The organism is Bradyrhizobium acaciae (assembly GCF_020889785.1).
GTDB lineage: Bacteria > Pseudomonadota > Alphaproteobacteria > Rhizobiales > Xanthobacteraceae > Bradyrhizobium > Bradyrhizobium acaciae.
The window spans coordinates 1-12760 of the sequence record NZ_JACMYK010000062.1; the positions used below are offsets into that span (position 1 = coordinate 1).

The 12760-nt window shown below is 64.7% G+C and carries 12 protein-coding genes; 7 read left to right on the forward strand and 5 right to left on the reverse strand.

All coding sequences use genetic code 11. The features are described 5' to 3' along the window. From H8A92_RS22480 to H8A92_RS22495, 4 genes are all read left to right on the forward strand, one after another. A partial coding sequence (locus H8A92_RS22480) for a chemotaxis protein CheW (protein WP_229197783.1) occupies positions 1 to 388 on the forward strand: 388 nt, incomplete at its 5' end. Positions 389 to 431: 43 nt separating this feature from the next. Beyond that, positions 432 to 821 carry a response regulator gene (locus tag H8A92_RS22485; protein WP_229197784.1) on the forward strand — a complete coding sequence of 130 codons (390 nt, stop codon included), beginning with the start codon at positions 432 to 434 and terminating at the stop codon, positions 819 to 821. A 35-nt stretch (positions 822 to 856) separates the two neighbouring features. After that, the gene (locus H8A92_RS22490) at positions 857 to 1714 is read left to right on the forward strand and encodes a CheR family methyltransferase (protein ID WP_229197785.1); all 858 of its coding nucleotides are present in this window, start codon (positions 857 to 859) and stop codon (positions 1712 to 1714) included. A 3-nt stretch (positions 1715 to 1717) separates the two neighbouring features. Then, complete coding sequence (locus H8A92_RS22495; protein WP_229197786.1) at positions 1718 to 2035, forward strand: PilZ domain-containing protein; 318 nt, start codon at positions 1718 to 1720, stop codon at positions 2033 to 2035. 144 nt (positions 2036 to 2179) lie between these two features. Here H8A92_RS22495 and H8A92_RS22500 read toward each other — a convergent pair whose 3' ends face one another. Next, complete coding sequence (locus H8A92_RS22500; RefSeq protein ID WP_229197787.1) at positions 2180 to 2488, reverse strand: hypothetical protein; 309 nt, start codon at positions 2486 to 2488, stop codon at positions 2180 to 2182. Positions 2489 to 2641: 153 nt separating this feature from the next. Between H8A92_RS22500 and H8A92_RS22505 the strand changes: the two genes are divergently transcribed. From H8A92_RS22505 to H8A92_RS22515, 3 genes are all read left to right on the forward strand, one after another. Further along, positions 2642 to 3274, forward strand: a complete 633-nt coding sequence (locus tag H8A92_RS22505) for a response regulator transcription factor (protein ID WP_163161848.1) — start codon at positions 2642 to 2644, stop codon at positions 3272 to 3274. Positions 3275 to 3446: 172 nt separating this feature from the next. Then, a complete protein-coding gene (araD, locus tag H8A92_RS22510) occupies positions 3447 to 5186 on the forward strand; it encodes an L-arabinonate dehydratase (RefSeq protein WP_229197788.1) in 1740 nt (579 codons plus the stop codon). Between the two features lie 138 nt (positions 5187 to 5324). After that, positions 5325 to 6044: a ribonuclease activity regulator RraA gene (locus H8A92_RS22515; protein WP_229197789.1), complete on the forward strand. Its 720-nt coding sequence runs from the start codon at positions 5325 to 5327 to the stop codon at positions 6042 to 6044. A 214-nt stretch (positions 6045 to 6258) separates the two neighbouring features. On the opposite strand, the gene H8A92_RS22520 is transcribed toward H8A92_RS22515, so the two are convergent. From H8A92_RS22520 to H8A92_RS22535, 4 genes are all read right to left on the reverse strand, one after another. Beyond that, positions 6259 to 8367: a S9 family peptidase gene (locus H8A92_RS22520; RefSeq protein ID WP_229197790.1), complete on the reverse strand. Its 2109-nt coding sequence runs from the start codon at positions 8365 to 8367 to the stop codon at positions 6259 to 6261. 215 nt (positions 8368 to 8582) lie between these two features. Continuing rightward, the gene (locus H8A92_RS22525; RefSeq protein WP_229197791.1) at positions 8583 to 10295 is read right to left on the reverse strand and encodes an ABC transporter permease; all 1713 of its coding nucleotides are present in this window, start codon (positions 10293 to 10295) and stop codon (positions 8583 to 8585) included. Positions 10296 to 10497: 202 nt separating this feature from the next. Beyond that, positions 10498 to 11562, reverse strand: a complete 1065-nt coding sequence (locus H8A92_RS22530) for an ABC transporter substrate-binding protein (protein WP_229197792.1) — start codon at positions 11560 to 11562, stop codon at positions 10498 to 10500. Positions 11563 to 11584: 22 nt separating this feature from the next. After that, positions 11585 to 12637, reverse strand: coding sequence for an ABC transporter ATP-binding protein (locus H8A92_RS22535; RefSeq protein WP_229197816.1), 1053 nt, complete (start codon positions 12635 to 12637; stop codon positions 11585 to 11587). Between the last annotated feature and the right edge of the window lie 123 nt (positions 12638 to 12760).

Sequence of the window (12760 nt, forward strand, 5' to 3'; positions counted from 1 at the left end):
GGACGTGTTCATGCCGGAGCGGCTGACGCGGGTGCCGCTGGCCTCCAGCGAGATCGCCGGCGTGCTCAATCTGCGCGGCCGCATCGTTACCGTGGTCGACATGCGCGCCCGGCTCGGGCTGCCGAGGGCCGACGACGGCAAGCTGCCGATGGCGGTCGGCGTCGACCAGCGCGGCGAATCCTATGGCCTCCTGATCGACCAGATCGGCGAGGTGTTGCGGCTGCCCGATGATGGCCGCGAGGACAATCCGGTCAACCTCGATCCCCGCATGGCGAAGCTCGCCGGCGGTGTCCACCGCCTCGACGGCCAGCTGATGGTCGTCCTCGATATCGATCGTGTGCTCGAACTGGTGCCCAAAACAGATTCAAGGACAGCTGCTGCAGCGTAACGTTCCGCCGCGGAGACGGCGGATTCTACAAGGAGGCCAACACATGAAGACATGTCTTGTCGTCGACGATTCCGGTGTGGTGCGAAAGATCGCGCGCCGCATCCTCGAAGGAATGGAATTCACCGTCATCGAGGCCGAGGACGGCGCGGTCGCGCTCGAGGCCTGCAAGCGCGCGCTGCCTGACGCCGTGCTGCTCGACTGGAACATGCCTGTCATGGACGGCTTCGAATTCCTCGTGCAACTCCGCCGCATGCCCGGCGGCGATCAGCCCAAGGTCGTGTTCTGCACCACCGAGAACGGCATCGACCACATCTCGCGGGCGCTGCACGCCGGTGCCAACGAATACATCATGAAGCCGTTCGACAAGGACATCGTGATCGCGAAATTCCAGGAAGTGGGTCTGCTGGCGCTCGATACGCCGGCCGAAGCCTAATACCCAGTTTCACCCTTTGCCCTTGCGAGGCTCCCGTGACGCCCCCCGACTACGAGTATCTGCGTAAGCTCCTGAAGGACCATTCCGGTCTCGATCTGTCTGCGGACAAGCAGTATCTGATCGAAAGCCGCCTGCTGCCGCTGGCGCGCAAAAGCGGACTGTCCGGCATCCCCGACCTGGTCGCCAAGATCAGGGCCGGCTCGTCCACCCACACCGTTCAAGTGGTCGAAGCCATGACCACCAACGAGACCTTCTTCTTCCGCGACAAGGTGCCGTTCGATCATTTCCGCGACACCATCATGCCTGAAGTGCTGAAAGCACGCGCTGCGCGCCGCAGCGTCCGGATCTGGTGCGCCGCCGGCTCGACCGGCCAGGAGCCCTATTCGCTGGCGATGTGCCTGAAGGAGATGGGCGCTGCGCTTGCGGGATGGCGGGTCGAGATCATCGCGACCGATCTGTCGCAGGAGGTGCTCGAGAAGTCGAAGGCCGGCATCTACAGCCAGTTCGAGGTGCAGCGCGGGCTGCCGATCCAGATGCTGGTCAAGTACTTCAAGCAGTCGGGCGAGCTCTGGCAGATCAATCCCGAGTTGCGCGCGATGGTGCAGCACCGCCAGCTCAATCTGCTGCACGATTTCTCCCAGCTCGGCACCTTCGATGTGGTGTTCTGCCGCAACGTGCTGATCTATTTCGATCAGGACACCAAGATCAACATCTTCAACCGGCTCGCCCGGTTGATGGAGGCCGACGGCTTCCTGGTGCTGGGCGCCGCCGAAACGGTGGTTGGCTTGACCGACACGTTCAAACCCATTCCCGAGCGGCGTGGCCTGTACCGGCCGAGCGGCGTGCGGGCAGCGCTCGCCATGCCGAGGCCTGCCATGGCGGTGGGATATTGAGCGATGACCGAGGACGGCAAATCCGTTGAGCGGGTCACCTTCAGCCGGGGCGTCGATGTCTGCATCATGGCCATCGACGGCACCTGGCGGCGCGACTGCCAGCTCAACGCCATCTCCGACAATGATGCGTCGCTGACCGTCGAAGGTTCCATTCAAGGGCTCAACCTGAAGGAGTTCTTCCTTCTGCTGTCCTCGACCGGGCTCGCCTATCGCCGGTGCGAACTGGTTCGCGTCAACGGTGCCGACATGGACATCAGCTTCCTCAAGGGCAAGCCGAACAAGCGGCGATCGGCCGCCGACGAAGAGCGGGCCAGGGCCTGACGTCGGGAAGGCCTGATCCGGGCCGGGCGGGCATGGCCTGCCGCTCATCCGAATTTGGAACGGATCGTCGCCTGATGGGTTGGGGCGGTCGTCGGGACAATTCGGGGTGATTGTGCCGAACCGGGGGTTTGCCGGTCTGCCGGATCAATTCAGCAGACGCGCCGGTGCCTCTGAGTCGCGCAGCCGGCCGAGCGCCATGCCAAGGCCGGTATCGCAGGTTTTCAGGGCCGTGGACGCTGAGACATAGCGCGGGGTAACGTCGTCAAGGACGAAGATGTTGGCGGCGGCGTCCTGCTCGGCCAGCAATGCTTCGCGCGCAATCGCCGCTTCGATCAGCCGCAGGCTCGCCTGGACATGGCCAATCAGCGCGACCAGGTCCGTCACGATCAGATTGTAGGGATCGTTGCCCTCGTCCAAACACGCCGCAATGCCGTCCGCCGCTGCATTTTCCATGCATGTTTCTCCACTGCCCCCACTTTTAGGGACCGCGGTGCTACTTGTGCGTTAAGCGGACGTCCCGTACAAATACGGGTCCATTGATCGAGATGGTCGAGTTACTTCTTGTGCAGTCTGGGCAGCACGCTTCACCACTGATGGACGAGACATATGGTTGAGAATGGCGCTCCTCGCGGGGAAATCTTCGTAGTCGATGACGACCCCGCCGTTCGCGAGACGCTCTCCGTGGTCCTGTCGACCGCCGGCTACAAGGTGATCTGCTTTGCGGACGGCGCCGCGCTGCTCGCGGTGGCGCGCAGCAGGACGCCGGCCTGCATCCTGCTCGACGTGCATATTCCCGGCAAATCCGGCCTCGATATCCTCAAAGAGCTGCACGGCGAGGATTATCCGGCGCCGATCTTCATGATCTCCGGTCAAGGCGATATCACGATGGCGGTCAGCGCCATCAAGAACGGCGCGCTCGACTTCATCGAGAAGCCCTTCCGCGGCAACGAGATCGTCAGCCGCCTCAATGAGGCGATCGACGCTTACACAAGGCGTCAGGCCGAGACGTCGGCCTCGCGCATTGCCTCGCTGCACTTTCCGGGCCGCGAGCCGCTCACCCGCCGCGAGCGCGAGGTGCTCGAGCAATTCACGGGCGGCGCCTCCAACAAGGAGGCCGGGCGCCACCTCGGGATCAGCCCGCGTACCATCGAGGATCACCGCGCCAACATCATGAAGAAGCTCGGCGCGCGCAACGCCGCCGACCTGGTGCGCATCGTGATGACGGCGCAGCAGAAGTAAGCCCAAGCCGGTTTTGCCCTGATTTTCACATCGCTGAGTTTGTGCAGCGCACGTTCGGCGAACGGCACGTCTGCGCCTGACGCGGGACGACACGTCCGGAAATCCTGTATATGCGTGGCGCAGGGCCTACGCGCGCCGTGACCGCGCGCGAGCAAAGTCGAGACACATCGCGATGACGAAAAAGAACAAGACCCCGGATCAATTGCGCAGTGCGCGCTGGTTTGCGCCCGATGATCTCAGAGCCTTCGGCCACCGCTCGCGCGCGATGCAGATGGGCTACGCGCCGGAGGAATGGCGCGACCGGCCGGTGATCGCGATCATCAACACCTGGTCGGACGCGCAGCCCTGCCACATGCATTTCAAGAGCCGGGTCGATGACGTCAAACGCGGCGTGCTGATGGCCGGCGGCTTTCCGCTGGAGTTGCCGGCGCTGTCGCTGTCGGAATCGCTGCTGAAGCCGACCACGATGCTCTACCGCAACATGCTGGCGATGGATGCCGAGGAGCTGCTGCGCGGCCATCCGGTCGACGGTGTGGTGTTGATGGGCGGCTGCGACAAGACCACGCCCGGCCTGCTGCTCGGGGCCACCAGCATGAACCTGCCGGCGATCTATCTGCCGGCCGGGCCGATGCTGCGCGGCAATTGGAAGGGCAAGACGCTGGGCTCCGGCTCGGACGCCTGGAAGTACTGGGACGAGCGCCGCGCCGGCAAGATCTCCGACAAGGACTGGGTCGACATGGAGGCCGGCATCGCCCGCAGCTACGGTACCTGCATGACCATGGGCACGGCCTCGACCATGACCGCGATCGCCGAAGCCATCGGCATGACCTTGCCCGGCGCCTCGTCGATCCCCGCGGCCGATGCCAACCACATCCGCATGAGCTCGGAGGCCGGCCGCCGCATCGTCGGGATGGTGTGGGAAGATCTGACCCCGCAGAAAATCCAGACCCGCAAGGCCTTCGAGAACGCGATCACGGTCGCAATGGCGATGGGCTGCTCGACCAATGCCATCATCCACCTCATCGCGCAGGCGCGCCGCGCCGGCCAGGACATCTCGCTCGACGATTTCGAGAAAGCGAGCCGCAAGGTGCCCGTGATCGCCAATGTGCGGCCGAGCGGCGACCTCTATCTGATGGAGGATTTCTTCTATGCGGGCGGGCTGCCCGGCCTGATGAACCGGATCAAGCCGCATCTGCATCTCGACTGCATGACCGTGTCGGGCAGAACGCTCGGCGAGAACATCGAGGGCGCCGAAGTCCATAATGACGATGTCATCCGCAGCGTCGAAAACCCGATCTACAAGGAAGGTGCGCTGGCGGTGCTGAAGGGCAATCTTGCGCCCGACGGCTGCGTCATCAAGCCAAGTGCCTGCGATCCGCGCTTCCTCAAGCACACCGGGCCCGCGCTGGTGTTCGACGACTATCCGTCGATGAAAAAGGCGGTCGACGATCCCGATCTCGACGTCACGGCGGATCACGTGCTGATCCTGCGCAATGCCGGCCCGCAGGGCGGCCCGGGCATGCCGGAATGGGGGATGCTGCCGATCCCGACCAAGCTGGTGAAGCAGGGCGTGCGCGACATGGTGCGGCTGTCGGATGCGCGGATGAGCGGCACCAGCTACGGCGCCTGCATCCTCCACGTCTCGCCGGAATCCTATATCGGCGGCCCGCTGGCGCTGGTCAAGAACGGCGACCGCATCACGCTCGATGTCGCCGCGCGCACCATCAATCTCGATGTGCCGGAGGCGGAGCTGGCCAGGCGCCGCGCGGAATGGAAGCAGCCCGAGCAGCGCTTCGAACGCGGCTATGGCTGGATGTTCTCCAAGCACATCAAGCAGGCCAATGAGGGCTGCGACTTCGATTTCCTCGAGACCGGGTTCGGCAAGCCGGTGGGCGAGCCGTCGATTTACTAGCCGTCGTTCCGGGGCATCGCGCAGCGATGAACCCGGAACCCATTGCACCACAGCGCCTGCGGCCCGATGGTTCCGGGTTCGCGCTGCGCGCGCCCTCAGGTGCGCAATTGCGCACCGGGGAATGACGAACGGAGCACCATGTCAAAACTCAGCGACGCCACCCGCAACAAGCTGAAATCCGTCTCCACTGCCACCGTCGCGACCGCGTTGTTCAAGCGTGGCTTGCGTATCCAGATGATCCAGGATGTTCATCCCCTGAGCCCGGATCAGCCGACCATGGTCGGCGAAGCCTTCACGCTGCGCTACATGCCGGCGCGCGAGGACCTCAATACGATCGAGGTGTTCCGCGATCGTGCGCATCCGCAGCGCAAGGCGATCGAGGATTGCCCCGTGGGCGCCGTACTGGTCATGGACAGCCGCAAGGATGCGCGCGCGGCGTCGGCCGGCGCGATCCTGGTGACGCGGCTGATGAAGCGCGGCTGTGCCGGCGTCGTCACCGACGGCGGCTTCCGCGATTCGGCCGAGATCGCGCGGCTCGGCTTCCCGGCCTTTCACCATCGCCCGAGCGCGCCGACCAATCTGACGCTGCATCAGGCGATCGAGATCAATGTGCCGATCGGTTGCGGCGATGCGCCGGTGTTTCCCGGCGACGTGATCCTCGGCGACAGCGACGGCGTCATCGTGATCCCGGCGCATCTTGCCGACGAGATCGCGGGCGAGACCTTCGAGATGACCGCGTTCGAGGATTTCGTCACTGAGCAGGTCCAGAACGGTCGTGGCATCTTCGGCCTCTATCCCGCGACCGACGAGCAGACGCTGAAGGATTTCGCGGCCTGGCGGAAGGCGAAGGGAAGGTAGCGGCGATCACGCACGCCGCTGTCGTCCTTGCTTAGCGATCACCACACACTCCGCCGTCGTCCCGGCGAAGGCCGGGACCCATAGCCACAGGGAGCAGTTTGGCGAAGACCGGCCGTTGCATTGCGCGCCGTGGTACCGCGACTTCCTCGCTCGATAGATCACGCGGTATGGGTCCTGGCTTTCGCCAGGACGACGATGGGGAGGCGTGTGTATCCTACACCTCCGCCTTGTCCGCCATCCCGACCGCCCACAGCGCGAACGCGTAGACGATCGCGACCTCGTCGAGGCGGTTGAAGCGGCCGGAGGCGCCGCCGTGACCGGCGCCCATGTTGGTGCGCAGCAGCACCGGGCCGCCGCCGCGCATGGTGGCGCGCAGCCGCGCGATCCATTTCGCCGGCTCCCAATAGGTCACGCGCGGGTCGGTGAGCCCGCCCATTGCGAGGATCGCCGGATAATCCTTTGCTGCGACATTGTCGTAGGGCGAATAGGACAGGATGGTGCGGAAATCCTTCTCGCTCTCGATCGGGTTGCCCCATTCCGGCCATTCCGGCGGCGTCAGCGGCAGCGTGTCGTCGAGCATGGTGTTGAGCACGTCGACGAACGGCACCTCGGCGACGATGCCGGCGAACAGCTCGCCGGCACGGTTGGCGACCGCGCCCATCAGCATGCCGCCGGCCGAGCCGCCATGGCCGACGATGCGTTTCTCACCGGTGTATTTCGCCTCGATCAAGGCGCGGCCGGCGGCGGCGAAATCGTCGAACGTGTTGATCTTCTTCTCGCGCTTGCCGTCGAGATACCAGCCCCAGCCCTTGTCGGCGCCGCCGCGGATATGCGCGATCGCATAGACGAAGCCGCGGTCGACCAGCGACAGCCGGTTCGCCGCAAACGACGCCGGCATCGCCATGCCGTAGGAGCCGTAGCCGTAGAGCAGCAAGGGCGCCTTGCCGTCACGGGCAAAGTCCTTGCGATGCAGGATCGAGACCGGCACCTGCGCGCCGTCATGCGACGTCGCCATGATGCGCGTGGTGACGTAGTCCGCCGGGTCGTGGCCGGACGGAATCTCCTGCCGCTTTCGCAACACGCGCGTTCGCGTCGCCATGTCGTAGTCATAGACTTCGGACGGCGTCGTCATCGACGAATAAGCGAAACGCAGATTGGTGGTGTCGAACTCGTAGCCGCCCATGGTGTCGAGCGAATAGGCGGCCTCGTCGAAGGCGATCGCGTGTTCCTCGCCGCTCGTGAGATCGCGGATGATGATCGCCGGCAGCGCGTTGGCGCGCTCCAGCCGCACCATGTGGCCGGCATAGAGCTCGACGTCGAGCACGTAGACGCCCTCCCGATACGGAATCAGGTCGCGCCAGTTGGCGCGCTCGGGCGCAGCGAGTGGCGCGGTGACGACCTTGAAGTCGATGGCATCGTCGGCATTGGTCAGGATGAACAGCTCGTCGCCGCGGTCGGCGATCGAATATTGCACGCCTTCCTCGCGCGCCGCGACGAGGCGCGGCGGCGCGTCGGGATTGCTGAGATCAATCAGCCGCTGCTCTGATGTCTCGTGATCGCCGCCCGCAATCACGCAGAAGCGGCCGCTCGCGCTCTCGTGCAGATGGGTGAACCAGCCGGAATCCTGTTCCTCATAGATCAGGATGTCATCGGCCTGTTTGGTGCCGAGCTTGTGCCGCCACACCTGCATCGGGCGATGATTGTCGTCGAGCTTGACGTAGAAGAAGCTCCTGGAATCCGCGGCCCAGACCACGCCGCCGTCGGTCTCCTCGACGAGATCGTCGAGATCGCCCCCGGTGGCCCAATCGCGCACGCGGATCGAGAAATATTCGGAGCCCTTGGTGTCGGCGCTCCAGGCATGCAGGCGATGGTCGTTGGAATGCCGGCTGCCGCCGAACTTGAAATATTCATGGTCCTTCGCCAATGCGTCGCCGTCGAGCACGACGTGCGCGTCGCCGCCGTCGCGCGGCATGCGGCAGTACAATTCGTGCTGGCCGCCCTCGCGGAATTTTCTGAAATAGGCGAACGGGCCGTCCGGCGAGGGGACACTGGAATCGTCCTCCTTGATACGCCCGCGCATCTCCTTGACGAGGCGCTTCTGCAAGCCGTCGGTATGGCCGAGCAGGCTCTCGGTGTAGCCGTTCTCAGCCTCGAGATAGCTCCGGATGTCGGGGTCGAGGATCGATGGATCGCGCAGCACCTCCTGCCATTTCGGATCCTTGATCCAGGCATAATCGTCGGTCACCGTGATGCCGTGGGTGGTGAAGGAATGCGGCCGGCGCGGCGCGACAGGGGGCGATGTTGTGGTGGCGGATTTGGTCACACGATCCTCATGGTGCGGGGTTCCGCCTTATATCGGGATGAATGTGGCGATTGCCAGATGGTCAAGCTCGGCCGTTTTCCCGTCATTGCGAGGAGCGAAGCGACGAAGCAATCCATTCTATCCCCGCGGGGAGTAATGGATTGCTTCGCGGAGCCTGTCATCCGGCGGCGCTTTGCGCCGACCGGGTGGCTCGCAATGACGGGGATGGAGCGGCGTCAGCCGTTCCTCAACCGTGCGCCCGCATTGCCGCCGGACATCGGGATCTGGTTCACTGCCAGCACGACTGCGAAGGTGATCACCAGCATCGCGATGCCAAGCACCGCGATCGCGGCGAGGTCGCCGCCTTCGTTGAGATCGTAGATCAGGACCGACAGCACTTTCGTTTGCGACGTGAACAGCACGATCGCGGCCGACAGTTCCCGCATCACGCCGATGAAGATGAAGCACCAGGTCGCGATCAAGCCGGTGCGCAGCAGCGGCGCGGTGATCTGGCGCAGCGCCTGCAGCCGGGTGGCGCCGAGGATGCGGCTCGCCTCCTCGAGCTCGGGATGGATGGTCGTGAACGCCGCCTGCAACTGCTGATACGCCGAGGGCAGATTGATGGTGAGGAACGCCAGCAGCAGGATCCACAGCGTGCCGTAGAGCACGAAGGGCGGCCGCGTGTAGCTGAGGAACAGGCCGACGCCGAGCACGATGCCGGGCACCGCGACCGGGGCAGTAGCGAGGAAGCCGAGCACGCGGTGGCCCGCGATCACCTTGCGCGTCGTGACATAGGCGATGACCAGCGCGAGGATGGTGCCGATCGTCGCGGTCGCGGTACCCAAAATTACGGTGTTCTTCAGCGCGAGCTGCGTCGACGACAGCTCGGTGAACACGAAGACGATGTTGTGCAGCGTCGCCGTCGACGGCGTCACCAGTGTCGTCGCGTTCGGCGAGAACGCGGCATTGAGCAGCGCGAGATAGGGCAGGAAGACAGGATTGAGCAAGACCAAAAGGCAGAAGCCGAGCGCGGCCCAGCGCCATCCGCGCAACTCGACCCGGCGCGGCGCGCCATATTTGCCGCCGATCACCGAATAGCCGCGGCGGCCGAGCAGGGCCTTCTGGCCCTGCAACAGCAGGATAGTCAGCACCAGCAGCGGCACCGCGGCGGCCGCAGCGAGCTCGAGCTTCGGCGGATACTGGAACAGGCTCCAGATCTTGGTCGTCATGGTGTGAAAGCCGGCCGGCAGCGCCAGGATCGCCGGCGAGCCGAACAGCGTCATCGCCTGCAGGAACGCGATCAGGGCGCCTGCGACCAGCGCAGGCAGTGCGAGCGGGATCGTCACCCGCCGCGCGGTGGTCCAGGCATTGCCGCCGAGGATCGCGGAGGCGTCTTCCAGCTCGCCCGGCATGGTGTCGAGCGCGTTGGCCACCAGCACGAACACGAATGGAAAAGTGTAGCAGGAGATCACGAAGATGATCCCGGTCATCGAGTAGATGTTGAACAGCGCATCCGCGTCCTCACCGGCGAACAGCCGGTAGAGCTGGTTCAGCAGCCCCGAGTTTGGTGCCGCCAGCAACTCCCAGGCGACCGCGCCGAGGAACGGCGGCGTCACGAACGAGGCCGTCACCAGCGCGCGGATGGTCTGCCGGCCCGGCATGTCGGTGCGCGACACCAGCCAGCTGATCGGCGCTGCGACGATGCAGCAGATCAGCGCCGACGTCGTCGCGATGATCGCGGTGGTCAGCAGCGGATCGAGGAAATCGGGATTGCTGAACAGCGTGACGAAGTTTGCAAGCGTCGGATGGCGATTCTTGTCGGTGAAGGCGTACACCGCAAGCCACGACAGCGGCAGCAGGATCAGGAGGACGAGCACCGCCGCGAACAGCCACAGCACGGGGCGTGTCCAGTCGATGCGGGGGCGGGCGGCGGGGGAGGAGGTTGTCATGCTATCCCCGATTTGCGCGCCATCCGCTCCCTCTCCCCGCTCTTCGCGGGGAGAGGGTAGGGGTGAGGGGCTGCTTCCACGCGTGTTGACGTTGGTGAGACCTGTACCCCCTCACCCGGATTGCATCTTGCGATGCAATCCGACCTCTCCCCGCAAGCGGGGCGAGGTGAAGAACGATCGTGCGACTGACGCTCGGCATAACTCACACCCGAAACAGCCGCGCATAGCGCGTCTTGATCTCTTCGGTCATCGCCTCCACGCCAGCCGGATCCTCCTTCATCAGCTTGATGTCGGCGAGCTTGCGCCGGCCGGCCTTCGGCTGCACCTGCGCGTGCAGCGAATATTGGCCGGTGAAGTCGACGAAGAATTGCTGGGTCTCGCGGGTGTGCAGCCAGGCCTGGAACAGCTTTGCGGCGTTCGGATGCGGCGCTGTTGCGAAGATGCCGGTCGGACCCGAGATCGTCGGCGTGCCTTCGGCCGGATAGACCGGCTCGACCGGTTGTCCGGCCTCCTTCAGCAGCACGATGCCGTATTCATTGCCGTCAGCCATCACGGCGCGCTCGCCGAGCGAAAGCTTCTTCGGCGGATCGGTCGAGGATTGCACCAGCATCACGCGCTGCTTGGATAGTTTCTCCAGATACGACCAGCCGAGCTCGCGCACGATCTGGAACGTGGTGGTCATGATGGTGCCGCTATAGGCCGGGTGGCCCTTCACCATCTTGCCGAGCCATTTGGGATCGAGCAGGTCGGCGAAGCTCTTCGGCGCATCCTCAGCCTTCACCAGATTGGTGTTGTAGGCGATCGACGACAGCCAGAGCCGCGTGGTCACGGCCATGCCGTCCGGATCGCGATAATTGTCGGGAAAATATTTGGCGACGTCCTCGGGCACGAACGGCATCAGCCAGCCGCTCTTCTTCCAGGGAATGAAATGCGAGGCGTCGGCGCTGTTGACGACGTCGGCGGCGTGGATGTTCGAGTCGAATTCCTGCGCCACGCGCTGGAACAACCGCTCCGAGCCGGAGCGCTCGATCTGCACGCTGATGCCGGGATAAGCCGCCTCGAACGCCTTGCCGAGCTTTTCGCCGACGGGCAGGTCCATCGACGAATAGAACACGAGCTTGCCTTCCCTAGTCGCTGCCGCGACGAGGTCGGGCGTGATCGCGGCCGGCTCGGGCGCGGCGGCGCGCGCGGGTGCAGCGAACACCGCGCCGGCCGCAAGGGCGGCAGAGCCTGTCAGGACATCGCGTCTGGAAATTGGTTTCCGCATCGCGTCCCTCCGTTTCTCGTTGTTATCGGCTGAGCGCCCGGCAGCGCTCGGGCGGCAGGGTCAGCCACACCTCGCTGCCTTTCTCGACCGCGGTTTCGGTCGGCGTGGTCACCCGCAGCGAGGTGCCGTCTGATGTTTCCACCATGTAGTCGCGGTTCATGCCGAGATAGACCTGCCGGGTCACGACGGCCTTGAGCGTGTTCGGCGCTGCCGTGGGGACGTGGGTCGAGAGCTGGATCTCATGCTGGCGGATCGCGACCGGTGCGCTCTGGCCGGCCGTGAGCCTGGCGCCGACCACCTCGAGCGTCGTGCCGGCGAACTCGACATGGGTCGCGTCACGCGCGGTGCCTTTGATGACGTTGGCTGCCCCGATGAAACGCGCGACGAATTCGGATTCTGGCCGCGCATAGATGTCCTCAGGCGCGCCGAGCTGGTCGATCTTGCCGGCATTCATCACCGCGATCAGGTCGGCCGTCGTCATCGCCTCGGATTGATCGTGGGTGACGTAGACGGTGGTGTAGCGATATTCGTCGTGCAGACGGCGGATCTCGAACCGCATCTCCTCGCGCAGATTGGCGTCGAGGTTGGACAACGGCTCGTCGAGCAGCAGCGTCTCGGGGCCGACGATCAGCGCGCGCGCCAGCGCGACGCGCTGCTGCTGGCCGCCGGAGAGCTCGCCCGGATAGCGCTGCGCCAGCGGTTCCAGCTTGGTCGTCGCCAGGATCGCGGCGAGCTTTTTCGCGATGCTGTCGCGATCCATTTTGCGCAGGCGCAGCCCGTAGACGATGTTCTCCGCCACCGTCATGTGTGGCCACAGCGCGTAGCTCTGGAAGATCATCGACATGTTACGCTGCTCGGGCGGCAGCGTGCGCGATTTCGACGACACCACGCGGTCGCCGACGCGGATCTCGCCGTCGGATGGTTCGAGGAACCCTGCGATCAGCCGCAGCGTCGTGGTCTTGCCGCAGCCGGAGGGCCCGAGCAGGCAGACCAGCTGGCCGTGATCGATCTTGAGGGAGACATCATCAACCGCGACAAACGATCCAAACCGCTTGACCAGGCTATGCAATTCCACCGATGCCAAGCGATCCCTCCATTTTATTGTGTCGCAGGGATCAGGGCCCGGCTGTTGCCGGCAGTAAAGCGGAAAATGACGAGGGCGGAAAGTGTTGCTGCATCCTCAATAAGTCTTGGCTCG

Bases quoted from the DNA above. Each gene is read 5' to 3' on its own strand.
- H8A92_RS22485 (WP_229197784.1), top strand. From the start codon at position 432: ATGAAGACATGTCTTGTCGTCGACGATTCCGGTGTGGTGCGAAAGATC.
- H8A92_RS22495 (WP_229197786.1), top strand. From the start codon at position 1,718: ATGACCGAGGACGGCAAATCCGTTGAGCGGGTCACCTTCAGCCGGGGC.
- H8A92_RS22500 (WP_229197787.1), bottom strand. From the start codon at position 2,488: ATGGAAAATGCAGCGGCGGACGGCATTGCGGCGTGTTTGGACGAGGGC.
- H8A92_RS22505 (WP_163161848.1), top strand. From the start codon at position 2,642: ATGGTTGAGAATGGCGCTCCTCGCGGGGAAATCTTCGTAGTCGATGAC.
- araD (WP_229197788.1), top strand. From the start codon at position 3,447: ATGACGAAAAAGAACAAGACCCCGGATCAATTGCGCAGTGCGCGCTGG.
- H8A92_RS22515 (WP_229197789.1), top strand. From the start codon at position 5,325: ATGTCAAAACTCAGCGACGCCACCCGCAACAAGCTGAAATCCGTCTCC.
- H8A92_RS22525 (WP_229197791.1), bottom strand. From the start codon at position 10,295: ATGACAACCTCCTCCCCCGCCGCCCGCCCCCGCATCGACTGGACACGC.
- H8A92_RS22530 (WP_229197792.1), bottom strand. From the start codon at position 11,562: ATGCGGAAACCAATTTCCAGACGCGATGTCCTGACAGGCTCTGCCGCC.